The organism is Micromonospora sp. bgisy143 (genome assembly GCF_057708145.1).
This window is the reverse complement of record NZ_JBYIRN010000005.1, coordinates 1-24,357: the sequence shown is the minus strand read 5'-3', so window position 1 is coordinate 24,357 and position 24,357 is coordinate 1. Positions and strand designations below refer to the sequence as shown.

Genomic DNA, 24,357 nt, shown 5'->3' with positions numbered 1-24,357 from the left:
TCGTCGTGCGAAGACGATGTCGGCCATTGTGCTGTGCTCGCTCTCCACGTGCCGGGGAAACAGTCAATTAAGGACTGGGAAACACTCACGCAATCATGCCGGTCGACGCTTTGCGTGCCCGTACCCGATGCGATGACGGGAGCCGGCGTCCACCCGTCGACACCCGACATCGCCAACGTCAGCTCCACCGGACCGCACCGACCGTCCTTTCGCAACTTGAGTGCACCGCAGGGAGATTAGATGTCACTTCTTTGGGGCCGCCGCATCCTGGCGGGTGCCATGACCCTGGTCGCCGCGGCCGCCATGACCGCGTGCGGCAGCAAGACCAGTGACGAGGGCGGCGCCGCCGGCGTCACCGCCGACGTCTCCGGCGACACCGTCAAGGTGGGCCTGCTCAACTCGCTCTCCGGCACCATGGCGATCAGCGAGGTCACCGTCCGCGACTCGATCATGCTCGCCGTCGAGGAGATCAACGCGGCCGGCGGCGTCCTCGGTAAGAAGATCCAACCGGTCGGGGAGGACGGCGCCTCGGACTGGCCCACCTTCGCCGAGAAGGCCGAGAAGCTCATCTCCGAGGACCGGGTCGCCGCCGTCTTCGGCTGCTGGACGTCGGCCAGCCGCAAGGCGGTCAAGCCGGTGTTCGAGAAGAACAAGGCGCTGCTGTTCTATCCGGTGCAGTACGAGGGTCTGGAGCAGTCGCCCTACATCTTCTACACGGGCGCGACGACCAACCAGCAGATCGTCCCGGGGCTCGACTACCTCAAGGCCCAGGGAACGAAGTCGGTCTACCTGGTCGGCAGTGACTACGTGTTCCCCCGGACGGCCAACAAAATCATCAAGGCGTACGCGGCGGCGAACGGGATGACCGTGGTCGGCGAGGATTACGCGCCGCTCGGCTCCACCGAATTCGGCACGATCGTCAACAAGGTCAAGTCCTCCGGCGCGAAAGCCGTCTTCAACACCCTCAACGGTGACAGCAACGTGGCCTTCTTCAAGGAGTACAAGTCGGCCGGGCTGACCGCCGCCGCCATGCCGGTGGTGTCGGTGTCCATCGCCGAGGAGGAGGTCAAGGGCATCGGCACCCAGTACCTGGAGGGTCAGCTCACCGCCTGGAACTACTACCAGACCACGCCCGGCGCGGCGAACAGCAAGTTCGTGGCCGCGTACAAGGCGAAGTACGGCGCGGACAAGCCGACGAGCGACCCGATGGAGGCCGCCTACGTCAGCGTCTACCTGTGGAAGGCGATGGTCGAGAAGGCCGGCGCGTTCGACGTCGAGAAGGTCCGGTCCGCCTCCGACGGGATCACCTTGGACGCGCCGGAGGGCCTGGTCACCGTCGACGGCAAGACCCAGCACATCGCCAAGACCGCCCGCATCGGGAAGATCGGCGCGGACGGTCTGATCACCGAGGTGTGGAACTCCGGCAAGCCGGTCGCGCCGGACCCGTACCTGAAGACCTACCCGTGGGCGAGCGGCCTGAGCTGACGACGCCGGCCCGGGCGGGCGGCGCGACGACGCCCGCCCCGCCCGGGCCCCCCGACCAGCAGTACGGAGTACCCACCGTGACAGTCCTCTTCGGTCAACTCTTCACCGGCATCAGCATCGGCGCGGTGCTGCTGCTCATCGCGCTCGGGCTGGCGCTGACCTTCGGCCAGATGAACGTCATCAACATGGCCCACGGCGAGTTCATCATGGCCGGCGCCTACACCACGTACGTGCTGCAACAGAGCATCACCGGGGCCGGTGTGTCCCTGCTGGTGGCGTTGCCGGTGGCGTTCGTGGTCGCCGGCACGATGGGTGTGCTGCTGGAGATCCTGCTGATCCGCCGGCTCTACGCCCGCCCGCTGGACACCCTGCTGGTCACCTGGGGCGTGTCCCTGATGTTGCAGCAGCTCGCCCGCGACGTGTTCGGCAGCCCGAACGTGCAGACCCGCGCGCCGGACCTGCTCACCGGCAACGTGGCGTTGCCCGGCGGGCTGACCGTCGCCAACAACCGGCTGTTCATCCTGGCCCTGGCCCTGGCCGCCGTCGCCGCGCTGACCCTGGCGCTGCGGCTCACCCCGCTGGGACGGCGGATCCGCGCGGTGGTGCAGAACCGCGACCTCGCCGCGGTGTCCGGCATCCCCACCGCCCGGGTCGACCGGACGACGTTCTTCATCGGCTCCGGCCTGGCCGGGCTCGCCGGGGTGGCGCTCACCCTGCTCGGCCCGATCGGCCCGACCATGGGCACCAACCTGATCATCGACGCCTTCCTGGTCGTCGTGGTCGGCGGGATCGGCCAGCTCAAGGGCAGCGTGATCGTCGCCTTCGCCCTCGGCGTGCTCCAGGCCACCGGGGAGTACCTCACCACCCTCAGCGTCGCCAAGGTGATCGTGTTCGTGGCGATCGTCGCGTTCCTCCAGTGGCGGCCACAGGGCCTGTTCACCCTGCGGACCAGGAGCCTCGCATGACCGCCGTGACACCCGCGCCGCCGAGCACCGCCGTACCACCGGCCCCGGCCGACGCCCCGCCACCGAAGCGGCCCGGTGGCCGTTCGCGGCTGCGCGCGGCGGCCGGCTTCGCGTTCGGCGCGGCGCTGCTGTTCGCCGTCGCGCCGCTGGCGTTGTCGGACTTCCGGCTGGCCCTGCTCGCCAAGTACCTCTGCGTCGCCATGGTGGCGGTCGGCATCGGCATCGCCTGGGGGCGCGGCGGCATGCTCACCCTCGGTCAGGGCGTCTTCTTCGGCCTCGGCGGCTACGCGATGGCCATGCATCTCAAGCTCGCCGACGCGGGTCCCGGTGGGATGCCCGACTTCATGCAGCTGTACGGGCAGCTCGACGAACTACCCCTGTGGTGGCGGCCGTTCGCCAGTCCGTGGTTCGCGCTGCCGGCCACCGTGCTGCTCCCGATGGCCGTCGCCTTCGGGCTCGGCTCGCTGGTGTTCCGCCGCCGCGTGCGGGGCGCGTACTTCGCCATCCTCAGCCAGGCCCTCGCCGCCGCCATGGTGATCCTGCTGGTCGGCCAGCAGGGAACCACGGGCGGCACCAACGGTCTCACCGACATCCAGGGCTTCTTCGGGTACGACCTCGACGACCCGGTCAACCAGCGGATGGTCTACTTCATCATCGCCGGTGTGCTGCTGGCGCTGCTCGCCCTGGCCCGCCAGCTCATCCACAGCCGCTACGGCGAGCTGCTGGTGGCGGTGCGCGACAGCGAGGAGCGGGTCCGCTTCCTCGGCTACGACCCGGCGTCGGTCAAGCTCGTCGCGTACGTGGTGGCGGCCGGGATGGCGGGCCTGGCCGGTGCGCTGTTCGTGCCGGCGGTGGGCATCATCTCGCCCGCCCTCATCGGCATCGTCCCGTCGATCGAGTTCGTCATCGGGGTCGCGGTCGGCGGTCGGGCCACGCTGCTCGGGCCGGTGCTCGGCGCGGTCGCGGTGGCCTGGGCGCGTACCGCCCTCTCCGAACGGTTCCCGGGCACCTGGACGTACCTCCAGGGGTTGCTCTTCGTGGTGGTGGTGGCGTTCCTTCCCGGTGGCCTGGCGTCGCTCTGGGCGCTGGCCCGCCGCCGCGACGCGGACCCCGCGTCGAGCCGGCGCTGGTGGTCGGCGCTGGCCCGGCGACGCGCCGAGCGGGCGGAGGTGGCGGCCCCATGAGCGAGGACCGACTGGACGGGTTGTCCGTCCGGGACGTGCGGGTCAGCTTCGACGGGTTCACCGCGGTCGACGGCGTCTCGCTGGAGGTGCCCGCCGGGGACATCCGGTTCCTGATCGGGCCGAACGGCGCGGGCAAGACCACCCTGGTGGACGCGATCACCGGCCTGGTGCGGGCCACCGGCTCGGTCTGCTTCGGCGACCAGGAGCTGCTGGGTCGACCGGTGCACCGGATCAGCCGCCTCGGTGTCGGCCGGACGTTCCAGACGTCGACGATCTTCGAGGAGCTGTCGGTGGTGCAGAACCTCGACATCGCGGCGGGCGCCCGGCGGAGCTGGGCCACCCTGGCCCGGCGTCGGCGGGGCATCCCCGACGAGGTGGGCGCCGCGCTGGAGACCATCGGGTTGACCGACCGGTCCGACCAGCTCGCCGGCACGCTCGCGCACGGGCAGAAGCAGTGGTTGGAGATCGGCATGCTGCTGGTGCAGGACGCGCGGCTGCTGCTGCTCGACGAGCCGGTCGCCGGGATGAGCCACGAGGAGCGCGACGCCACGGGCGCCCTGTTGGAGACGGTGAGCCGCGACCGCACGGTCGTGGTGATCGAGCACGACATGGACTTCCTGCGCCGCTTCGCGCGCAGCGTCACCGTGCTGCACGCGGGGAAGGTGCTCAGCGAGGGCACGGTGGCGCAGGTCCAGGCGGACCCGCGCGTGCAGGAGGTCTACCTTGGCCACCCGGTCGACGCCGGGTCGGTGCCCAGTTCTCTGGAGGCATGATGCTGACCCTGCGTGGGGTGCACGCCGGTTACGGGCGGTCCCGGGTGCTGCACGGGGTGGACCTCGCCGTACCGCCCGACGGGGTGGCCGCGGTGCTCGGGCACAACGGCGCCGGCAAGAGCACCCTGCTGCGGGTCGCGGCGGGCCTGCTGCGCCCGAGCGCCGGCACTGTCGAGTTGGACGGCGAGGATGTCACCCGGCTCGCGCCGCACGAGCGGGTGGCGCGCGGGATGGCGTACGTGCCGCAGGGCCAGCAGTGCTTCCCGCACCTGACGGCGGCGGAGAACCTGCGCCTGGTCGCCGACGGCCGGCGCGACGGCGCGGTGGCCACCGCGGAGGTGCTGGACCTGTTCCCGGCGCTGCGCCCGCTGCTGCGGCGGCGGGCCGGGCTGCTCTCCGGCGGCCAGCGGCAGCAACTCGCCCTCGCCCGCGCGTTGATCACGCGGCCGCGGCTGCTCATGCTCGACGAGCCGACCGAGGGCATCCAGCCGTCGGTGGTGGCCGAGATCCAGGAGCGGATCGTCGAGCTGACCCGGCAGTCCGGCTTCAGCGTGCTGCTCGTCGAACAGCACCTCGGGTTCGCGCTGCGGGTGGCGAACCGCTATCACGTCCTGGAATCCGGCCGGGTCACGTCGCACGGCGACGGGGGAGTCACGGCGGAGCGGGAGGTCCGGGCGGCCCTGGCGGTCTGAGCGGCGACCGGTCAGGTCGTCGGCGCGGGACCGGTCGAGTCGCGCACCACCAGCAGGTGGCCGGTGGCGCGGCGGCGGGGTCGCGCCGCGCGGGGCCTGAGGGCCAGGACGAGCGCGGTGCGGCCCATCTCGGTCAGCGGCAGCCGGATGGTGGTGAGGCTGGGCGCGAGGTCGGCGGCGACGGAGACGTCGTCGAAGCCGACCACGGAGATCCGCGCCGGCACCGGCACCCGGCGCGAGCGCAGCGTGGACAGCACGCCCATCGCCATGGCGTCGTTCAGCGCGACGATCGCCGTGGTCCGCGGGTGTTCGTTGAGGATCCGTTCGGTGGCGGCCCGCCCGCCGTCCCGGGTGAAGTCACCGTGCACGACCGCCAGGTCGGCGGGGGACAGTCCGCGCTCGCGCAGCGCGGACCGCACGCCGGCGAGCCGGTCGGCGACCGTGGTGAGGCCGGCGCTGCCGGCGGCGACCGCGATGTGCCGGTGACCGAGGTCCAGCAGGTGCGCGGCGAGCGCGTGGCCACCGGCCTCGTTGTCCGGCAGGACGGCGTCGACGCCGAGCGCGTGCCGCCCGATGGCGGCGACCCGGCCACCGTGCTCCTGGAAGGCGGCCAGTTCGGCGCGGGCCTCGGCCTCCACCCCCGGGTCGTCGAACCCCGAGCCGCTGATCAGGATGACGCCGACCCGCTGGGCGATCAGATGACGCAGTTGCCGCAGCTCGTAGGCCGGGTCCCGGCCGGACTGGCAGATCTGCACCAGCAGGCCCTCTTCGGCGGCGAGCTGGATCACCCCGGCGGCGATCTCGGCGAAGTACGGGTCGTCGACCTGGTGGACGACGAGTCCGACGGTGGACCGGGCGCCCCCGGCCAGCGTGCGGGCGTACGGGTTGGCGACGTAGCCCAGCTCCTGGGCGATCAGCCGGATCCGGTCGGCCACCTCGGTGCTGACCCCGTCGCGGCCGGCCAGGGCCCGGGAGGCGGTGGCCAGTGAGACGCCCGCGCGTTCGGCCACCTCCACGAGGCGCGGCCGCTGGCCGGCTCTGGGCATGCGCACCTCCCTCGGGGCATCCATGGGACCCGATCTATTGCCAGTGACGATCGTCGAAGCCTAGGGTACGTAAGCGCTTACGTAGCCGTCACCGGCGCGTGCCGCGAAACGAGGTGAACGATGTCCAGAGCCCGAATCGTCGCCGTCTCGCTCCTGGTGGTCGGCGTGCTGACCGGCCTCGGCGTACCGCCGGCCCAGGCGGACCGGAACATCGCGCACGACGTGCACCCGGCGCTGCGGGCGCACCTGGTCGCCGCGTACGACTTCGACCATCCGGTGCCGGGTGACCCGGCGCTCGAACGTGACCAGGGCCGCTCCGGCACCGAGATCGAGCTGGTCAACGGCGGTGCGGCGATGCGGGTGCCCGACCACGCGTACCGGGGCAGCGGCAACGCCGTGCAGACCCGGCAGGTCGCCCCGACCGTCGCCGGCAACGACGACTGGAAGGCCGGCACCTGGTCGGCCAGCGGGGTACGGACGCTGCGCGCGTTCAGCGCCACCGGTGGCACCACCATCATGGGCTGGTTCAAGCTGGACATGGACCTCCCGGCGCTCAACTCCACCACCGCCGATCCGACCGACCGGTACAACGCGATCGGCCTCGCCGGCCTGCTCACCGGCGACTCCGACGGGCACGGCGTCCGGGCCCTGCTGGAGCTGATCGACGTCGACGGCGAACTGCGCCTCGTCGCGCTCGGCCGCCGCCTCGACGGGGGCAACTCGCAGACGTTCGCGGCCCGGCAGGACTGGCGCGAGCTGCTGCCGGCGGGGCAGTGGGTGCACCTCGCCGCGACCTTCGACTTCGGCACCGGCGCGTTGGCCCTCTACCGCGACGGCGAACCCGTCGAGGGCTTCTACACCCGCGCCGACGACCCGTGGCTGGTGGCGGGGCCCGGCCCGCACCTGACCACCGCCTCCGATCCCCGGGGCATCAAGATCGGCGGGAGCTTCCCGCAGAACACGCTAGAACGTAACCCCTGCGACTGCCGGATGGACGGCCTGCTGTTCCTCGACAGCGTCGTCCCCGCGTCCGACGTGCGCCGGCAGTACCGGCACCTGGCCCGCTGACCACCCTCGGCACCGTCCCACCGAGAAGGAGACACGCGTGCGCACCGTCCACCACCGACCCACTCTGCGGGCCGGCCTCACCGCCCTCGTCCTGGTGCTGTCCACCCTGTTCGCCCTGCCCGCCCGGGCCGACGGCGCGGTCTACGACCCGATCCCCGCGATGCCGAGCCAGTCCCGCCTCGGGCTGGTCCTCGACCGGTACGCGACCTTCCCGCAGTCGTACCCGACCCCCGCGCCGACCGACCAGCGGCTCATGCGGACCGCCCGGATCAACACCATCATGGAGCTGCCCGACGGCTCCGGCCGGCGCGCGGTGCCCGACCTGAACGGCAACCTCTACCTGGTCGAAAACGGCGTGCCGCACGTCTACCTGGACATGGCCGCGACGTTCGCGCCGCAGTTCTTCTCCGGACGAGGGCTGGGCCAGGGCTTCGGCTACGTCGCCTTCCACCCCGAGTTCGGCGTCAACGGCCGGTTCTACACCATCCACACCGAGTTGGCGTCGGCGGCGACCACCCCACCCGACTACGCCCAGGCCGGCACGATCTACCACGGCGTCATCACCGAGTGGACGGCCGCCGACCCGGCCGCCGACACCTTCGCCGGCACCCGACGTGAGGTGCTGCGCATCGGCTTCGGTGGACAGGTGCACGGCATCCAGGAGATCAACTTCAATCCCACGGCGAAGCGCCACGACCGTGACTACGGCCTGCTCTACCTCGCCGTCGGCGACGGTGGCCTGGGCGTGCGCAACACCGACCCGCAGAACCTGGGCCTGCCGCACGGCAAGCTGCTGCGCATCGACCCCCGGGGCACCACCTCCGCCAACGGCCGGTACGGCATCCCCGTCGACAACCCGTTCGTCGACCGGGACGGGGCGCTCGGCGAGATCTACGCCGTGGGCTTCCGCGACCCGCACCGGTTCAGTTGGGACCGGGCGACCGGCCGGATGTACCTCGGGCACATCGGTGAACACGCCGTCGAGGCGATCTACGAGGTCCGCGCGGGCGACAACTTCGGCTGGAGCGAGCGCGAGGGCTCGTTCGTGTTCGACAAGGCGGCCACCAACCCGTGCGACCGGCTGTTCCCCCTGCCGGCCGACGACGAGCGCTTCGGCTACACCTACCCGGTCGCCGCGTACGACCATGATCCGGCCGCGGACTGGAACTGCACCGCGGACGTCGGCGTCGCGGTGGCCGGCGGTTTCGTCTACCGCGGACGCGCGGTCCCGGCGCTGCGCGGCAAGTACGTCTTCGGTGACCTGGTCGACGGCCGGGTGCTCTACACCGAGGCCAGCGAGATGCGCCGGGGTCACGGTCTCGCCCCGATCCACCAGCTCGCGCTCTTCGACGCCGCCGGCTCCCCGGTGCGGATGCGGGACCTCTCCGGGCCGGGTGCACCCGGCGACCCCAACCGGGTCGACCTGCGCTTCGGCACCGACGCGGCCGGCGAGCTGTACCTGGTCGCCAAGGCCAACGGCACGATCTGGAAGGTGACCGGCACCCGGGAGTTCGCCGGCGGCGACGTCGGCCGCACCACCTTGCGGCACACCGCCGGCGCGGCGAACTGGGCGCCGGTGACGCCCACGAAGTGGCAGTTCACCCGCGACGAGGTCATCCTCGCCGAGGCCGGCGAGAGCCGGCCGGGCCCGCGTCGGCCCTTCGAGTACGCCGTGCTGACCGCCGGCCCGGCCTGGTCGTCGGTGCAGGTCGACGCCCGGGTACGCCTCGACACCCCGGTCGACGTCAGCAACCGGGACGTGATCATCGTGTTCGGCTGGCGCTCGGACACCGAGTTCTACTACGCCCACCTCTCCACCGACAACACGATCTATCCGCACAACGGCATCTTCAAGGTGAACAACGCCGACCGCGAGCGCATCGACCACCAGTGGAACGGCCGCTCCCGGGGCGCCGACCCGGCGATCACCGACGCCGCCTGGCACCGGGTACGCGTCGTGCACCTGCCGGCGACCGGTGAGATCGCCGTCTACGTCGACGGACACCGGGACCCGCTGCTGACCGCGAAGGACAGCACCTTCGGCTCGGGTCGGGTGGGCTTCGGCTCGTTCGACAACGTGGGCCGACTGCGCCATCTCACCGTCACGGGTACGCCGGCCTGAGGCTCGTGGGGGGCGGTGGTCGCCGTCCCCCACGGCTACGCCGGCCGAGCCGGCCCTCACCACTGCGCCGGCCGAGCCGGCCCGCCGGGCGCGGTCCGGTTCGTAGAATCCGTGCCATGGCGCAGATCGTCGAGTTGCTGGCCTCGCCCGTGCACCGCTTCCTGGGCCGACCCAGTGACGGCCCGGCGCCCGCGCCACCCGGAGAGCTGGTGGACACCGTCGAGATCCGGGCCGGCCTCGGCATCGTCGGCGACCGCTACTTCGGCAAGCCGGCGCACCGCGACGCCAGCATCACGGTGATCGCCCAGGAGTCGCTGCCGGCGGGCATCGGCCTGGCGCAGGTCCGCCGCAACATCCTCACCACCGGCCTGGCCGTGGACGAGCTGATCGGCCGGGTGCTGGTCCTCGACTCCGGCGACGGTCCGGTCGGCCTGCGGGTGAACCGGGCCGCCCGCCCGTGCGCCTGGATGGACGTCACGGTCGGCCCGGGCGCGTGGAAGGCGCTGCGGACCACGGGCGGCGTCCGCTGCACGCCCCTGCACGACGGCGTGCTGCGCGTCGGCCCGGTCGACGCCACCGTGAGCTGACCGCCGTTCAGGCCGGGCTGATGTGCGCGGCGAGGACGCGCCAACCGTGCGGGTCGTCGTGTACCCAGGTGCGGGTGTAGCGCAGGCGCGCGGCGAAGGGGGTGCCGTCGAAGGTCCCGGCCACCCGGGCCAGGCAGAACGTCACGCCGGTCGACCCGAGGACGAGCAGGTCCAACTCCTCCTCGACCAGGTCCTCGACGACCGAGGTCCGGTCCCGGTGCGCGGCGAGGTCCTCCGCCTTGGTGTACCGGCGGCCGTCGGGGCCGATCGCGATCAGTTGGTCGACCAGCAACTGGTCCAGGGCCGCGACGTCGCCGGCCCGCTGGGCGGCCTGCAGGGTGCGTTCGGCGTCGAGCAGCTCCGCCTCGCGTGCGCTGTCCGGCATGGTGCCGTCCTCCTGGTCTTCCGCGCCGGCGTCACCCGTCCGGACTGACCGCATTGTGGCAGTCCCCGCGGTTCGGACGGGGGCGCATCGGCGTGGCGGCACGCCCGCTCGTCCCGGGAATCGCCGACGGGAGCCTCATTCGTACCGAATAATGGCTCTATGCCGCGAAAGGTGATATCGCATGAGTGCTTCTGACCCGTCCGGCCAGCAGTCCGGGCTTCCCACCGTGGTGCTCGTGCACGGGGCTTTCGCCGACTCGTCGAGCTGGAACGGGGTGATCGCCCACCTCAAGCGGCGGGGCTATCCGGCCATCGCGGTGGCCAACCCGCTGCGCGGGGTGCAGGAGGACGCGGCCTACGCCCGCTCCGTCGTGGACAGCGTCGACGGTCCGGTCGTGATGGTCGCGCACTCGTACGGCGGAGCGGTGATGACCGAGGCCGCGGACGGTGCCGCGAACGTCAAGGCCCTGGTGTACGTCGCCAGCATCAGCCCGGACGTCGGCGAGAGCGTGGTCGACCTGGTCATGAAGTACCCGGGCAGTCAACTCGTCACCTCGGTCAAGATGGTGCCCTTCCCGCTACCCGGCGGTGGGACGGCGATGGATCAGTACATCAAGCAGGACAGGTTCCCGGCCGTGTTCGCCGCCGACGTCGACCCCGACCTCGCCGAGCTGATGGCGGTCACCCAGCGACCGGCATCGGAGCAGGCCCAGACCGGGTCCGTGACCAGAACGGCCTGGAAGAGCATCCCGTCGTGGACCCTGATCAGCACCCAGGACCAGGGCATCCCGCCGGAGCTGCAACGGTTCATGGCCCAGCGGGCCGGGTCCACCGTGGTCGAGGTCGACGCGTCGCACGCCGTGGCGGTCTCGCAACCCGGCCCGGTCGCCGAGCTCATCGACACCGCCGCCCGCGCCACCATGGGCTAGCCGCAGGCGCTGCTACTAGGCTTCGTGCCATGGCGGACCAGGACCGTCCGGGCACGCACGCCGTCGACGCGACGCGACCGGTCGAAGCGGTCGTCCGGGAGATCCTCGCGGTGGTCCCGGCCGGGTGCACGTGGCTGGTGCCGGTGCCCGACGACCAGCGGGCCGTCGCCGACTGGCGGATCGCGGCGACCAGTGGGCAGAGCCAGGACATCTACGGTCGGGGCATCGACCGGGTGGGCGCCCGCCTCAGCGAGTTGTACCCCAGCATGGTCGGCGGGCCGCTGTGGCAGCTCTACGAAGAGGTCTTCGATACCGGGTCGGCCGGCCGCCTGGCCGACTTCCGGTACGTGGAGCGACGGACCGGTGTCGTCGCCGACTCGCTGTTCGACGTCGAGGTGCACCGCGTCCTCGGCGGCCTGCTGGTGTCCTGGCAGCGGCTCGACGAGGACCGTCGCCGCCTGGACCGCACCGAGCGGCTGGGCAGCCTCGGCTGGGCCGAGTACGACCTGGCCAGCGGGGTGAGCCAGTGGTCACCGGGGATGTACCGCATCTTCGAGCGGGATCCCGCCCTCGGGCCGATGTCCCGCGCCGAGCAGGCCGCCGCCCTGCTCCCCGACGACTACATGCTGCGCGAGGCGGCGTGGCAGACGTTGGACAGCGGGGAGTCCTCCGACGTGACGGTCCGGTTCCGGACGACCAGCGGGCTGCGGCACCTGCGGATCCTCTCGGACGTCTCCCGGGACGCGAACGGCGTACCGCTGAAGATCCACGCCGTGGTGCAGGACGTGACCGCCCGGGTCGACTCGCGTACCGCCATCGAACGGCTCAGCGACCAGTTGCGGACGCGGGAGCTGACCGCGCTGGCCGAGCACCGGCTCGCCGGGCAGTTGCAGAACCTCATCCAGCCGGTGCCCCGGGAGAAGTTCGCCCTGCCCGGCATCGAGGCGGTGGTCAACTACCTGCCCGCCGAGAGCACCGCGCAGGTCGGCGGCGACTGGTACCACGCGCAGGCATTGCCCGACGGCACCGTCGTGCTCGCCGTCGGCGACGTCGCCGGTCACGGCCTGGACGCGGCGAGCGGGATGGCGCACCTGCGCTTCGCCCTGGTGTCCTGGCTGTCGATCGGCATCGGGGACCCGTCGGTGCTGCTCGGGCACCTGAACCGGCTCTGCGGCCAACTCTCGATCACCGCGACCGCCGTGGTCGCCGTGTACGACCCGGCGGCCCGGACGCTCTGCTGGGGCCGCGCCGGGCACCTGGCGCCGCTGTTGTCCCGCGCCGGTCGGACCGAACCGCTCGAACGCCCGCCGGGTCTGCTGCTGGGCGCCGTCGCCGACTCGACGTACCCGGTGCTCACCCCGCGACTGCGCCCCGACGACCTGGTGCTGTTCTACACCGACGGGCTGGTCGAACGGCGGGAACCCGAGCAGGACCGGTCACCTCAGGTACGCGCCACGCTGTCCGCGCTCAGCGCGACGCCGGGGGAGCAGACCCTCACCCGGCTGCGGAACCTGCTGCACCAGCCCAGCCCGGACGACGACACCTGCACCCTGGCCGTGCGCGTACTGCCCTGAGCCGCGCCCCGCTCACCGCGAGAGCCGGATCCGGACCACCGTGCCCGCACCGGTGGTGAGCACCCGTACCTCGTCGCAGACCTGCTCGACGATGGCCAGCCCACGACCGCGTACCGCGTTCGCGGCGGGCATGTCCCGGCCGAGCACCCGGGCCGGTCCCTGGTCGACGACGTCGCAGAACACCTGGTCACCTTCGGCCCAGAGGCGCACCCGGCCGCCGCCCGTGGTGTGCTGCAACGTGTTGGTCGCCAGCTCGCTGACCGCGAGCACCAGCAGCTCGGCCCGCTCGGCCGACAGGCCCCGCGCGGTGGCGCCGTCGCAGACGAACGCGCGCAACGCCCGCAGGTCGGCCGCCACCTCGTACGCCATGGTGTCGGTGCCGGGGGTGGACGGAGGCTCCTCGGCCACCGTGTGGGTCTCGCGTCGGTCGGCCGCCATCAGCCCGCCAGCCGCGGGTCGTCGGCGGACGGACGCAGCAGGTTGCCGACGCCGGTGATGTCGAGGACGGCCGCGACCGGGCCCGCGGCGTTCACCGCGTACAGCTGCCGGCCGGTCGCGCGGGCCGCCTGGTGGGCGGTCACCAGGCCGTGCAGACCGGTGGAGTCGAGGAACCGCAGCCCGCCGACGTCGACCACCACCACCGGGGCGGCGCGTACCGCCGCGGACAGCACGGTCGTCAGCTCGGGCTGGGCCGCCAGGTCGCACTCACCGGTCAGCGTGACCACGATCCGCCCGGGTGTCGTGGACGTGCGGGCCTCGAAGTGCGCCATCGGACAGCAGCACCCTTCCTCGTCGCGTCAGCCGTTGTCGGGACATCATGTCATCCGACGGCCCACCGGCCGTGTCCTCCGTTCGGTGGTTGATCAAGAAGACGCGGCCACTGTGCGGCGGCGACGGGTCAGGAACCCGCGTCGAACGCGACGGACTCGCTCAGCTCGCGCCACCGCGCGTCCGACGCGGCGAGCGCGTCGGCGACCGTCGCGGCGGCCGCCACGGCGTCGGCGCCCAGGAGCAGCCGTGCGGGCGGGTCCTCGACGAGGGTGATCTCGATGATCGCCCGCGCCGCCCGGGCCGGATCGCCCGGCTGGTTGCCGCTGGTGCGGCGCATCCGCTCGACGACCGGCTCGATCACCGGCCGGTACGCCTCGGTGGTCGGCAACATGCTCATCGAGGCGCCCGCCCAGTCGGTGCGCAGCGCGCCGGGTTCGACCGTGGTGATCCGGATCCCGAACGAGGAGACCTCGGTGGCGAGTACCGCCGAGAAGCCGGCGACCGCCCACTTGGCGGACTGGTACGCGCCCAGGCCGGTGCTGGCGACCCGGTCGCCGACGCTGGAGACCTGGACGATGTGCCCGCGCCCCTGCTCCCGCAACACCGGCAGGGCGGCGCGGGTCAGGTTGACCACGCCGAAGAAGTTGGCCTCGATCTGCGCCCGGAAAGCGTCCTCGGACATGTCCTCGATCGCACCGACGTCGGCGTACCCGGCGTTGTTGACCAGGACGTCCAGGGCGCCGAACGCGTCCACCGCCGCGCCTACGGCCGCCCGGGCGGCGGCCGGATCGGTGACGTCGAGCGCGATCGCCCGGACCTGGTCGCCGTACCGGTCGGTGAGGTCGGCGAGCTGCGCGGGATTGCGGGCGGTGGCGACGAGCTGGTCGCCGTCGGCCAGCACCGCCTCGGCGAGCGCCCGGCCGAGCCCTCGCGAACAGCCGGTGACGAGCCAGACTCGCGGCACGGCATTCCTCCTGGCGGTCGCGGGCGGTCGCTACGGGCGGATGTCCAGGGCGCCGATCAGGTCGTCGCGCAGGGTGAACCGGTACCGCAGCTCGGCCGGGCTGCCGGGGAAGTCGCCCGACACCCGGGTGCGGACCAGGTACGAGTCGCCGGCCTGGGGCGTGACCTGCACCGGTTCGGCGGTGTACGAGTACTCCGCCATCGTCCGCTGCCGCCAGGAGCGGATGGCAGGCCGGCCGTCGTACAGCCGGTCCTCGTCGGCCACGCTCGCGGTGTCCGCGAAGCAGGCCACGAACGCGTCCAGGTCGCCGTCACCGACGGCCCGGAAGTACCGGTCGATCACGTCGGGCAGGTCGACCGCCATCTGCTCCTCCTGCGGCACGGGCCGCCGTCGGGCGGCCACCGTGGTCCCGGTCCGACCCCACGGTACGAGACGCGGCGGGTGGGGCGCGGCGCAACCGGCAGAACCGCCACTCGGGGCTGTCCGGGTTTGCCGTCAGCCGGCCCGGGTAGCCACGCGTTCCGGCGAGGAAGGGGCGGGTCCATGGCCGAACTGGCGTTCGTCGACAAGGTGGCGGCCCGGGCGGGTATTCCGCCGGCCGAGGCACGCCCGCTGACCGAGGCCGTGCTGCGGACGCTCACCGAGCGCCTCAGCGGGGGAGAGGCCACCGCGCTCACCCCGCACGTGGCCGACGAGCTGAGTCCGCTGCTGGTCAAGGCCGCCGAACCGCCCGAGACATTCGGGTACGACGAGTTCCTGCGCCGCGTCGCCGACCGCGCCGGCACGGACCGGGCCGGAGCCGAGCGGGGCGTACGGGCGGTCCTGGAGACGATGCACCGAGTGGTCGGGCACCGGGAGTTCTCCGATGCCCTGTCCCAGCTCCCGGCGGACCTGCGGGCGCTGGCGCAGCCGCTGCCGCACGGCCCCTGACCACCCGGGGCGTGGCCTGACCCGCCGGTCAGACCACGCCCCCTCGTCCGAGGTCAGCCGGTTACCCCGCTACTGACCACCCACTTCTGGTGGGCGCCGCCCGCGTACGTGCCGAGCTGGATCTGGGTGCCGTCGCCGGTGTTACCGCCGGCGGCCTCCATGATCTTGCCGGACTGCGGGTTGCGGATCGACCCGTCGCTCTGCGGCTGCCAGATCTGCGCGCCGGTGCCGTTGCAGGTCCAGAGCTGGATCTTCGTGCCGTTCGCGGTACCGGCGTTGTCCACGTCCAGGCACTTGCCCAGCACCCGGTACGTGTCGCCGACCCGCGTCCAGGACTGCGCGGCGGTGCCGTTGCAGGTCCAGAGTTGGATCTTCGTGCCGTCGGCGAAACCGGAGTTGTCGACGTCCAGACACTTGCCGCCGACGCCGGTGATGGTGCCGCCGACGGGCGGTGGCGGGCTGCCCGGGATCGAGTTGAGCGTGTACCACGCCTCGGTGCTCCACAGTGACTGGCCGCTGGTGGAGGTGAACGGGCGCGGCGAGCGCAGGTGCACCACCCGACCGGCCTTACGACCCGCCACCACGAGGCTGACCGTCTTCCCGTCCGCCGACAGGGTGGCCGAGGTGACGGTCAACGTCTCCTCGTCGACCTTCGGCCCGCCGTAGGCCGACGTCGGCTGGTACCGCCATTGCTTGAGCTTGTAGTGGGACGCGAGGTTGGCGGCGGTCGTCGCCGAGACGGGCTGGGTGTACTCCACCTCGAAGCCGGTCGTGGTGGCGCGCATCGCGAGCATCTCGAAGGTGCTGGCGCTGTTCGGGGTGAGCTTCTGCAACCCGTACGTCAGCTTGCCGGTCTGGCCCCAGTTGCCGCCCGCGCCGAGCCCACCGACGTAGATCGCGCCGTCCGGGCCGAGGTTGACCTCGGAGACGCCCGCCTCCAGGCCCTGGGTGAGCCGGAACAACGCGCCCTGGTACTCGCCGTTGACCTTCTCCACACTGGCCCGTTGCAGGCCGCCGTACGTCACGTCGCCGATGACGAACTGGCCGGCGTAGCGGCCGCTGGTCAGGTAGAGCGGCGTGCTGGGGGAGTTGGCGATCTCGTTCTGCGGCATCCACAGCACCGGCGGGGTGACCAGGGCCCTGTCGAACGGGCCGACCGGGGTCGTGTAGTGGTTGAAGAACCGGCCCTGCTTGATGTGCACCAGCTTGGACGAGGGCAGCCAGCCGCCCTGGTTGTCGGTGACGAAGATGCCGCCCTCCGGGCCCCAGCCGATGCCGTGCGGGGTGCGCAGGCCGCCCGCGACGTAGCTGACCGCGCCGGTGTCCTTGTTGACCTTGATGGTGGTGCCCCGGTTGGCGGCCGGCTGCGGCACGGTGGTCGCGCCACCGTAGTCGATCGACACCGACAGGTTCAGGTAGAAGAACCCGTCCCGGTAGAGCAGGCCGAACGCGAACTCGTGGAACTTGCCGCCGTACGGCCAGGTGGCGACGGTGTCGAGACGGTCGGCCACCTCGTCGCCGTTGGTGTCCACGAGCCGGGTCAACCGCTGCTTCTCCGACACGTAGACCACGCCGTCGACGACCTTGAGCCCCATCGGCTCCTTGAGGCCGCCGGCGATCTTCTTGGTGGTCACCGAGCCCGGACCGGTCGTGCCGCCGGTGCCGCCCATGACGTACACCTCGCCGTCCTGGGACGTGCCGGACTGGTCGCTGCCACCCCAGGTGCAGATGACAAGCCGCCCGTCGGGCAGCCAGTCCATCCCGGTGACCTTCGGTTGGAAGCTGCCGGGTCGCAGGTTCGTGAGCGTGTAACCGGGGTGCACGCCGGTCAGCGGCAGGCCGTCGCCGGGCGTGTCGCTGACGCCCTCGCACTCCTTGCGCCCCGGCGCGGTGACCCGTACGACACCGGCGTCGGTGCTCAACGCCGAGTTCGGTACGACCACGAAGGACGACGAGCCGGGCGTACGCCACTCGAGGGTGATCTGCTGGTCGCCACCGCGCTCGAAGTGGTCGATGCGCAGCGGGTGCAGGCCGGCGGCGAGGGTGACCGTGCCCTCCTTGGGCGGGGTGGCGCCGTGCAGGCCGTCGTGGTTCACGACGACGGTGTTGTCGATCGTCAGCCTGGACCCGTCGTCGCTGCTGAGCCGGAAGGTGTAGCTGCCGGCCTGGGTGACGGTGATGTTGCCGAGGACCTGCGAGACGAAGTTGTCGTCGAAGCCGAAGTCGGCCGCCGACGTCCAGTTGATCGTGGACATGAGCTTGTCCACGTTGGGCGTCTGCGCCGGCTTGAGCGTACAGATCTCCGAGAGCGGCACCTGGACGTCGTAGACGCGCAGGGTGACGCCCGGCTCCTGTTCGGGAGCGGCGTCGGCCGGGGCGGCCCAGAGGCCGACGGTGAGGACGAGCGCGAGCGCGCCCAGGACGGGACTGCGGAATCGGCGAGGCAGCCGTGTACCCATCGTTCCTCCAACGAGGATGAGGAGTGACCGACGGCCGGCGTGCAGCATGGTGAGGTGGTGGCCGCCGGCCCGGTCCGTAACGTCCTCGACGCCGACGAGTGACGATCCGGAAACACCGGGTTGATGGGTCGAGACATTAAGGTGTTTCGATCGAGGTGTCCATGCCTTTGCATCGATGCATCAAAAGTTCCCGATGTCTCTGCGAAAGTTCGCGGCACTGATCCCTGAATGTCCGGGGATGTGGCCGGCTACCAGGGTCTCAGCGGCGGCCGCGACGGGCCGGCCGGCGGTTCGCTCCGCCACGCGGGCGGGGAGCGCCGCCGCCCTGTGGACGTGTCGCGCCGCCGCGTTGGCGGGTCGCGCCCGTGGACGGCCGCGCCGCCGGGCGACGGCGGGCCGCCACCACGATGAGCGTGCCCACCACGGCGACGATGGCGGCGGGGATCACCCACGACGGCATGCCACGCTCCGGTGGAGACGCCGGCGGCGCGGCGGCGGGGGTGATCGCCGGGTCGAGTGTCGCAGCCGGCACCGCGGACGCCGACGCGGTGCCCTCGGCCTGGGCGAGCAGGGCGGGATCGGGACCGTTCGTCGGCGCCGTCCAACCCGCCGGAGCCGCCGTGCTCGGCCCCTGGTAGTCGAAGGTGACGGTGCCGCGCACCGCCTCGCCGTCGGACGCGACCGTGAGGTAACTGGCGGTGTAGCGGCCCTTCGCCGGCCAGTGCGCGACGGACACCATCGCGGGGAAACCGGTGTGGTACAGCCGTGGCTCGAAGGTGCCGTTGACCATGAAGTACTCCTGGACCGGCTTGTCCAACCGCTTCGGCTCGCCGTACGACCAGCCGCTGTCCACCCGCGACCCGTCCGGACCGGTGAGGGTGAAGTGCGCGTTGGCGGCGGGTTTCTCGGTGAAGTACAACCCGACCCGCTCCAGGGGCTGCCGCACCACCGTGCCGGTCAGCGGGGTGGAGGTCGCCAACTGGCCGTGCGCCGACGCCGGGGCGGTGGGCAGCGCCAGGGACGCCACCACCAGCGCCGCCACCCCCACCAGGGCGCGACGCGCGATGTTACCGACAGTGACCAGCCTCGATCGCATTCGTTCATCATGGTCATTTCCCCGTCGCCGAACAAGACGTAGAGTTCACCCTCCGACGATCACCTCGACACCCCGTCCCCTCGCGTCGTTCGGAGTCCACCCGTGCCCGTCCCCGGTTCGCGCCCCACCGCCCGCTCCGCCGCCCTGCTGGTCACCGGTCTGCTCACCGCCCTGCTCGCCACCGGCTGCGGCCAGGACGACGACCCGTCCGTGGCCACCCCCTCGACGGCCCCGACCTCCGCCGCCGCGCCGACCACCTCGGCCGCGGCCACCGCGACCGGCGATCCCACCCCGGCCGCCACGGCCAGCACGCCCACGGTCGACCGGGAGATCACCGTGACCGTCGCCAAGCGACGGATCACCCCGCCGACCGGCCGGGTGACCGTGACCAAGGGCCAGTCGGTGCGGATCACGGTCACCTCGGACGTCGCCGACGAGCTGCACGTACACGGCTACGACCTGGGCGCCCGGCTGCCCGCCGGCACACCGGGCTCGGTGCAGTTCCGGGCCGACAAGACCGGGCTGTTCGAGGTCGAGACGCACGAGACCGAGCTGGTGCTGTTCCAGCTCGTCGTCCGCTGACCGGGATGCCCGCCGTACCCACGCCGCTGGCGCACGGCGTCGGCGGCCGGCAGGACCTCCCGATCACGCTGCCCGAGCTCGTCGTGGCCGCCGCCCTGACCCTGGTCGTCACGTTCGTCGCGCTGGGCCTGCTCTGGCGCGAGCCGCGCCTGGACCGGGACGCCGCAGGTGGTCGGCCGGTGCCGGATCGGCTGGCCCGCCTCGTCGACGCCTCCGCGTTCCGGTGGGCGCTGCGCGGCCTGGGCCTGCTGGCGGCCGGCTGGTTCTGCGTGGGCCTGCTCGCCGGTCCGGACACCCCGGAGAACCCGACGGCCGGTGTGCTCTACGTGCTCGTCTGGGTCGGCCTGGTGCCCGTCTCGCTGCTGTTCGGTCCCGTCTGGCGGGCGGTCAACCCGCTGCGCACCGTCCATCTGCTCGGCGCGCTGGCGGCCCGGCGCGACCCGACGCGCGGGGTCCGCGCACTGCCGGCCGGTCTGGGCCTCTGGCCCGCCGCGCTCACCCTCTTCGGCTTCGTCTGGCTCGAACTTGTCGCGCCGGACCGGGCCACCCTGCGGGTCATCACCGCGTGGCTGGCCGGGTACGCCGTGGTGATGCTGGCCGGCGCCGTGCTGTTCGGTGCGGGCTGGTTCGACCGGGCCGACCCGTTCGAGGTCTACAGCGGGCTCGTCGGTCAGCTCGCCCCGGTCGGCCGGGCCGCCGACGGTGTGCTGGTGTGGCGCAACCCGCTCGACGGCATCGCCGGGCTGCGGCCGCGCCCCGGCCTGGTCGCCGTGGTGGTCGTGCTGCTTGGCTCCACGATGTTCGACAGCCTTTCGAACGCGCCGGCCTGGCTGCGCTTCGCCCAGGAGAACGGGCTGCCGCCAGTGGTCACCGGCAGCGCCGGACTGGTCCTGGTCATCGGGGCCGTCGCCGTGGCGTACCTGGCCGCCACCGGCGTCGCGGCCCGGGTCGGCCGTACCGGGCGGACGGACGGCGACGCGGACGCGGGGTGGCGGGTGGCGGCTGAGATCGCGCACTCGATCGTGCCCATCGCGGTGGGCTACGTGGTGGCGCATTACTACTCGCTGCTGATCCTGGAGGGTCAACGCACCCTCGCCCTGCTGTCCGACCCCCGGGACACCGGTGCGGACGTCTTCGGCACCGCGGGCTGGGAACCGCAGACCGCGCTGGTGACCCCGTCCGGGGTGGCCAACCTCCAGATCACCGTCATCATCGTGGGGCACCTGCTCGGCACGCTGCTCGCCCACGACCGCGCCCTGTACCTGTTCCCCCGGGCGCGGGCGGTCGCCGGTCAGCTCCCGCTGCTCGCGCTGATGGTCGCCTACACCATCGCCGGTCTGCTGCTGCTCTACGCCGGTTAGGCCGTTGTCAAAGCTCGAAGCCGGTCGCTGGTCGCCCGCCGCTCGCGGGCCCGTGCTCCGGCCGGATCGGAGCCGCCCGCTCCCTTGAGCGTGATGCCTCTGCGTCATCAAGATGACTCAGAGGCATCACGCTCAATGTGGTGTCCGCCGGCCGGCAGTCTGCCGTCCGCGCCCGCAGGCGAGGATGGTGGCGTGGACTCTGCTCTGAAGCGCTACCTCGACGATCTCGTGGACACCGCCCGGGACGTGCTCGGCGACGATCTCGTCGGCGCGTACGCGGCCGGTTCGGTGGGGCTCGGCGCGTACCAGGCCGGGCGCAGCGACGTGGACGTGGCGCTGGTCTGCGCCGGTCCGCTCACCGAGGTCGTCAAGCGGTCACTGGTGGCGCGACTGCGACACGAGGCGCTGCCCTGCCCGGCGCGCGGGTTGGAGCTGGTCGTCTACCAGCGGGCCGTGGCGGCGGCCGGCAGCCCCGAACCCGGCTTCGAGGTCGAGCTGAACACCGGCCGCGCGATGCCGTTCCGCCGTACCCTCGACCCGGCCGACCGGCCGGGCGCCGACGGCCGGTTCTGGTACGGGCTGGACCGCAGCATCCTGCACCAGAGCGGATTGTCGCTGCTCGGTCCGCCGGCGGCGGAGGTCTTCACCGACCTCGCCCCGACCGACCTGCGTCGCCTGCTGGTCGAGGCGCTGACCTGGTGGCTGGCCCTACCGACGCCGCCGGACGACGGTCCCGCGCCCGGCGCCGAGGACGCCGTGCTCGGCGCCTGCCGCTCGCTGGTACGGCACCGCGACGGCGTCTGGCTGTCCAAGGTGGCCGCCGGTCAGCGGCTCGTCGACGGCGGCGACCCGGCCGAGGTGATCCGCCGGGCCATCGCCGCCCGGCACGGCGGCCCGCCGCCCACCGGCCCCGAGGCCCGCGCCTTCCAGCAACGGGTACGCGCCGAGATCGCCGGTTGACCGGTGCTCAGCGCACCGGTCGGGGTTGGAGCGAGGCGAAGAGCAGGTTGAGCCCCTCGGCCATGGTCGGATGGGTGATGATCGCGTCCCGCAGCGCGGTCCACGGCATCCGCGCCAGCATGGCCAACTGCACCGAGGTGATCACCTCGCCCGACTCCGGGCCGAGCAGCGACGCACCCAGGATCAGGTCGGTGCGCGTGTCGATCACCGCCTTCCACATGCCCCGGGTGTCACGCAGCGTGCGGGCGCGGGGGATCGCGGCGACCGGAAGGTGGGCCACCTCGAGGTCGTACCCGGCGCGGCGCGCGTCGCTCTCGCTGAGACCGACCCGGGCCAGCTCCGGGGTGGTGAAGACGGTGTACGGGATGAGCCGTCCGGAGGTGCTGCGCCGCTCACCGGTCAGGTTGGCCCGGATGATCCGGTAGTCGTCGAGCGAGACGTGCGTGAACTGCGGGCTGCCCGCGACGTCCCCGGCCGCCCAGGTCCGTTCGGCGCTGGTGCGCAGGTACTCGTCGACCAGCACGAAGCCGCGCTCGTCGAGCCGGACGCCGGCCGCGTCCAGCCCGAGCCCGTCGGTGACCGGCGCCCGGCCGGCCGCCACCAGGACCTCGTCACCGGTCACCACGCTGCCGTCGTCGAGGGCGACCCGGAGCGTCCCGTCCGGGTCCCGGTCGACCCGGGCGACGGCCACGCCGACGCGGACGTCGATGCCGTCGGCGAGGAAGACCCGCATCAGCGCGTCGGCGACGTCCGGGTCCTCGCGGCTGAGCAGCTGCGGGCCGCCCTCGACCACCGTCACCGCGCTGCCGAACGAGGCGAACATCTGCGCGAACTCGACCCCGACGGTCCCGCCGCCGAGCACCACCAGCCGTGCCGGCAGTCGCTCCAGCCGGAGCAGGTCGTTGCTGGTCAGCACGCCCGCCTCGGTCATCCCGGGCACGGACGGCAGATGCGGGCGGGTGCCCGTGTTGATCACCACGTCGGCGCCGCGCAGCAGCCGTTCACCCCCGTCGGCAAGGGTCACCCGCACGGTCCGGGCGGCGACGAACCGGGCCGAGCCGATCACCAGGTGCAGACCCGAGTCGAGGAACTGTTGCCGGTTGGCGGCCACCATCTGCTCGACCACGTCCTGCTTGTGCGCCCGCAGCAGGTCCACGTCGACCCGGGCGCCGTCGACGGAGAGGCCGAGCGCGGCGGCCTGCCGTAGCTGGTGAGCCGCCCGCGCGCTCGTCACCAGCGCCTTGGTGGGGATGCACGCGACGTTGATGCAGCTCCCGCCGATCATGCCGCGCTCCACCATCGCCACCCGGCGTCCGGCGCGGGCAAGGTCCATGCTCAGCGTCTTGCCGGCCTTGCCGCCGCCCACGACGAGCAGGTCGAAGTCCTCCGGTTGAGCGGGCACGGGTACTCCTTCGCGGCCGGGAGGCGCTCGTCGTCGCCACTTCGGGCGGTGGTCGTCGGCGCGGGTCAGCCAGCCCAGCCTGCCAGCTTCGACGGCACGTCCGGGCTGGTTCCCGGCGAAAGCCGGCGTGTGCCGGCGGGGCCCTCAGGCCCCGGCCGTGACCAGGTAGAGGGTGACGCTCGCCAACAGCGGGCCGGCGGTAAGACGTCGCAGCCAGGGCTGGACGTCCGCGTCGGTCAGCTCGCCGGCCGCCACCGCACGGGCGGAGTTGCGCCGCAGCCCCAGGATCCGATCGGCCGTGTCGAAATCGTCGAAGACGACGGCGATCGCCTCGACCGACCGCACCCGCAGGCCGGCCCGCCCCGACAACCGGACCAGCTCCCGCCCGATGGTCGGATTCCGCACCCGACCGGCCACGAACCGGGCGAAACGGCGGCTCGTCGCCACGTCCTCGTCGGCGACGGCCAGGGTGTCCCAGTCCGGTTCGGTCACCACCAGCACACCCGCCGGGCGCAGCACCCGGCGCACCTCCACCAACGCCGCCGCAGGATCCGCCACATGCATCAGGACCCGGTCGATCCGGGCCCGGTCCATGCTGTCGTCGTCCAGCGGAAGCGCGTGGACGTCGCCCAGACGCAGCTCGACCCCCGGCCGGCCGGCCACCCGCCGACCTGCCTCGGCGAGCATCCCCGGGTCACGGTCGACCCCGACCACCAGGCCGTCGGCGCGGACCACGTCGGCCAGTCGCCTCAGGTCAGTGCCGGGCCCGCAGCCGACGTCCATCACGCGGTGCCCCGGCCGTAGGTCGAGCGCGTCGACGGCACGCCTCTTGTAGTCACGCCCGATCGGGGTGGTCGCGGCCGTGTCCAGGTAGGCGATCCGGTCCGCACTCGTGAGCTGGCTCATCCGTCCATCCCACCACCGGTTCGTGGGCGTGTCGTGACGACAGTGTGCTGATTCGGTGCAGGCTCCCGACCACGGATCGTGCCGGGGGGGGGGGGGGGGGGGGGGGGGGGGGGGGGG

24 protein-coding genes are annotated in these 24,357 nt (G+C 72.5%); 14 read left to right on the top strand and 10 right to left on the bottom strand.

The features are described from left to right. The first annotated feature begins 240 nt into the window (after nucleotides 1-240). Genes urtA through urtE form a run of 5 tightly spaced genes read left to right on the top strand, consistent with a single transcriptional unit; the run spans nucleotide 241 to nucleotide 5,099 of the window. The gene (gene urtA, locus AC3EN4_RS09520; protein WP_435205548.1) at nucleotides 241-1,485 is read left to right on the top strand and encodes an urea ABC transporter substrate-binding protein; all 1,245 of its coding nucleotides are present in this window, start codon (nucleotides 241-243) and stop codon (nucleotides 1,483-1,485) included. After that, nucleotides 1,464-2,450 (top strand): urea ABC transporter permease subunit UrtB, encoded by a 987-nt coding sequence (urtB, locus tag AC3EN4_RS09515; protein WP_435205547.1) that lies wholly within the window; start codon nucleotides 1,464-1,466, stop codon nucleotides 2,448-2,450. The genes urtA and urtB overlap by 22 nt, the downstream gene beginning before the upstream one ends. Continuing rightward, the gene (gene urtC / locus AC3EN4_RS09510) at nucleotides 2,447-3,634 is read left to right on the top strand and encodes an urea ABC transporter permease subunit UrtC (RefSeq protein WP_435205546.1); all 1,188 of its coding nucleotides are present in this window, start codon (nucleotides 2,447-2,449) and stop codon (nucleotides 3,632-3,634) included. The genes urtB and urtC overlap by 4 nt, the downstream gene beginning before the upstream one ends. Then, entirely contained in the window at nucleotides 3,631-4,407 is a 777-nt protein-coding gene (gene urtD / locus AC3EN4_RS09505) for an urea ABC transporter ATP-binding protein UrtD (protein ID WP_435205545.1), read from the top strand. Before urtC ends, urtD begins: the two co-directional genes overlap by 4 nt. Beyond that, nucleotides 4,404-5,099: an urea ABC transporter ATP-binding subunit UrtE gene (urtE, locus tag AC3EN4_RS09500; protein ID WP_422735126.1), complete on the top strand. Its 696-nt coding sequence runs from the start codon at nucleotides 4,404-4,406 to the stop codon at nucleotides 5,097-5,099. Before urtD ends, urtE begins: the two co-directional genes overlap by 4 nt. A gap of 11 nt (nucleotides 5,100-5,110) precedes the next feature. Here urtE and AC3EN4_RS09495 read toward each other — a convergent pair whose 3' ends face one another. Next, nucleotides 5,111-6,145, bottom strand: coding sequence for a LacI family DNA-binding transcriptional regulator (locus AC3EN4_RS09495; RefSeq protein WP_435205544.1), 1,035 nt, complete (start codon nucleotides 6,143-6,145; stop codon nucleotides 5,111-5,113). Between the two features lie 120 nt (nucleotides 6,146-6,265). On the opposite strand from AC3EN4_RS09495, the gene AC3EN4_RS09490 reads away from it, so the two are divergent. The 3 genes from AC3EN4_RS09490 (at nucleotide 6,266) to AC3EN4_RS09480 (ending at nucleotide 9,922) form a co-directional block, all read left to right on the top strand. After that, nucleotides 6,266-7,213, top strand: a complete 948-nt coding sequence (locus tag AC3EN4_RS09490) for a LamG-like jellyroll fold domain-containing protein (protein ID WP_435205543.1) — start codon at nucleotides 6,266-6,268, stop codon at nucleotides 7,211-7,213. Nucleotides 7,214-7,250: 37 nt separating this feature from the next. After that, complete coding sequence (locus tag AC3EN4_RS09485) at nucleotides 7,251-9,335, top strand: PQQ-dependent sugar dehydrogenase (RefSeq protein WP_435205542.1); 2,085 nt, start codon at nucleotides 7,251-7,253, stop codon at nucleotides 9,333-9,335. A 116-nt stretch (nucleotides 9,336-9,451) separates the two neighbouring features. Next, nucleotides 9,452-9,922 (top strand): molybdenum cofactor biosysynthesis protein, encoded by a 471-nt coding sequence (locus AC3EN4_RS09480; RefSeq protein ID WP_435205540.1) that lies wholly within the window; start codon nucleotides 9,452-9,454, stop codon nucleotides 9,920-9,922. 7 nt (nucleotides 9,923-9,929) lie between these two features. On the opposite strand, the gene AC3EN4_RS09475 is transcribed toward AC3EN4_RS09480, so the two are convergent. Further along, nucleotides 9,930-10,361 carry a nuclear transport factor 2 family protein gene (locus AC3EN4_RS09475; protein WP_435205539.1) on the bottom strand — a complete coding sequence of 144 codons (432 nt, stop codon included), beginning with the start codon at nucleotides 10,359-10,361 and terminating at the stop codon, nucleotides 9,930-9,932. A 127-nt stretch (nucleotides 10,362-10,488) separates the two neighbouring features. Here AC3EN4_RS09475 and AC3EN4_RS09470 point away from each other — a divergent pair, with 127 nt between their 5' ends. After that, nucleotides 10,489-11,235, top strand: a complete 747-nt coding sequence (locus tag AC3EN4_RS09470; RefSeq protein ID WP_435205538.1) for an alpha/beta fold hydrolase — start codon at nucleotides 10,489-10,491, stop codon at nucleotides 11,233-11,235. 29 nt (nucleotides 11,236-11,264) lie between these two features. Further along, nucleotides 11,265-12,809 (top strand): PP2C family protein-serine/threonine phosphatase, encoded by a 1,545-nt coding sequence (locus tag AC3EN4_RS09465; RefSeq protein WP_435205537.1) that lies wholly within the window; start codon nucleotides 11,265-11,267, stop codon nucleotides 12,807-12,809. Between the two features lie 12 nt (nucleotides 12,810-12,821). Here the strand turns inward: AC3EN4_RS09465 and AC3EN4_RS09460 are convergent, their stop codons facing one another. The 4 genes from AC3EN4_RS09460 to AC3EN4_RS09445 all read right to left on the bottom strand — a co-directional run bounded on the left by AC3EN4_RS09460 (nucleotide 12,822) and on the right by AC3EN4_RS09445 (nucleotide 14,907). Continuing rightward, nucleotides 12,822-13,247: an ATP-binding protein gene (locus AC3EN4_RS09460; RefSeq protein ID WP_435205536.1), complete on the bottom strand. Its 426-nt coding sequence runs from the start codon at nucleotides 13,245-13,247 to the stop codon at nucleotides 12,822-12,824. Next, the gene (locus tag AC3EN4_RS09455; RefSeq protein ID WP_435205535.1) at nucleotides 13,247-13,579 is read right to left on the bottom strand and encodes an STAS domain-containing protein; all 333 of its coding nucleotides are present in this window, start codon (nucleotides 13,577-13,579) and stop codon (nucleotides 13,247-13,249) included. Before AC3EN4_RS09455 ends, AC3EN4_RS09460 begins: the two co-directional genes overlap by 1 nt. A 128-nt stretch (nucleotides 13,580-13,707) precedes the next feature. Continuing rightward, nucleotides 13,708-14,544, bottom strand: a complete 837-nt coding sequence (locus AC3EN4_RS09450; RefSeq protein ID WP_435205534.1) for an oxidoreductase — start codon at nucleotides 14,542-14,544, stop codon at nucleotides 13,708-13,710. 30 nt (nucleotides 14,545-14,574) lie between these two features. After that, complete coding sequence (locus AC3EN4_RS09445; RefSeq protein WP_435205533.1) at nucleotides 14,575-14,907, bottom strand: nuclear transport factor 2 family protein; 333 nt, start codon at nucleotides 14,905-14,907, stop codon at nucleotides 14,575-14,577. A 180-nt stretch (nucleotides 14,908-15,087) separates the two neighbouring features. Between AC3EN4_RS09445 and AC3EN4_RS09440 the strand changes: the two genes are divergently transcribed. Continuing rightward, nucleotides 15,088-15,474 carry a DUF2267 domain-containing protein gene (locus AC3EN4_RS09440; RefSeq protein ID WP_435205532.1) on the top strand — a complete coding sequence of 129 codons (387 nt, stop codon included), beginning with the start codon at nucleotides 15,088-15,090 and terminating at the stop codon, nucleotides 15,472-15,474. Nucleotides 15,475-15,527: 53 nt separating this feature from the next. Here AC3EN4_RS09440 and AC3EN4_RS09435 read toward each other — a convergent pair whose 3' ends face one another. Together AC3EN4_RS09435 and AC3EN4_RS09430 are read right to left on the bottom strand one after the other, a co-directional pair. Continuing rightward, nucleotides 15,528-17,933: a ricin-type beta-trefoil lectin domain protein gene (locus AC3EN4_RS09435; RefSeq protein WP_435205531.1), complete on the bottom strand. Its 2,406-nt coding sequence runs from the start codon at nucleotides 17,931-17,933 to the stop codon at nucleotides 15,528-15,530. A gap of 259 nt (nucleotides 17,934-18,192) precedes the next feature. Beyond that, on the bottom strand, nucleotides 18,193-19,029 hold the full coding sequence (locus tag AC3EN4_RS09430) for a copper resistance CopC family protein (protein ID WP_435205530.1): 837 nt from the start codon (nucleotides 19,027-19,029) through the stop codon (nucleotides 18,193-18,195). A 102-nt stretch (nucleotides 19,030-19,131) separates the two neighbouring features. On the opposite strand from AC3EN4_RS09430, the gene AC3EN4_RS09425 reads away from it, so the two are divergent. The 3 genes from AC3EN4_RS09425 (at nucleotide 19,132) to AC3EN4_RS09415 (ending at nucleotide 21,932) form a co-directional block, all read left to right on the top strand. Further along, complete coding sequence (locus tag AC3EN4_RS09425; protein WP_435205529.1) at nucleotides 19,132-19,611, top strand: cupredoxin domain-containing protein; 480 nt, start codon at nucleotides 19,132-19,134, stop codon at nucleotides 19,609-19,611. Between the two features lie 5 nt (nucleotides 19,612-19,616). Further along, nucleotides 19,617-20,972 (top strand): hypothetical protein, encoded by a 1,356-nt coding sequence (locus AC3EN4_RS09420; protein ID WP_435205528.1) that lies wholly within the window; start codon nucleotides 19,617-19,619, stop codon nucleotides 20,970-20,972. A 192-nt stretch (nucleotides 20,973-21,164) separates the two neighbouring features. Further along, the gene (locus AC3EN4_RS09415; protein ID WP_435205527.1) at nucleotides 21,165-21,932 is read left to right on the top strand and encodes a nucleotidyltransferase domain-containing protein; all 768 of its coding nucleotides are present in this window, start codon (nucleotides 21,165-21,167) and stop codon (nucleotides 21,930-21,932) included. Nucleotides 21,933-21,939: 7 nt separating this feature from the next. Here AC3EN4_RS09415 and AC3EN4_RS09410 read toward each other — a convergent pair whose 3' ends face one another. Next, on the bottom strand, nucleotides 21,940-23,334 hold the full coding sequence (locus AC3EN4_RS09410; RefSeq protein WP_435205526.1) for a dihydrolipoyl dehydrogenase family protein: 1,395 nt from the start codon (nucleotides 23,332-23,334) through the stop codon (nucleotides 21,940-21,942). A gap of 144 nt (nucleotides 23,335-23,478) precedes the next feature. Next, complete coding sequence (locus tag AC3EN4_RS09405) at nucleotides 23,479-24,240, bottom strand: methyltransferase domain-containing protein (protein WP_435205525.1); 762 nt, start codon at nucleotides 24,238-24,240, stop codon at nucleotides 23,479-23,481. Nucleotides 24,241-24,357: the final 117 nt, after the last annotated feature.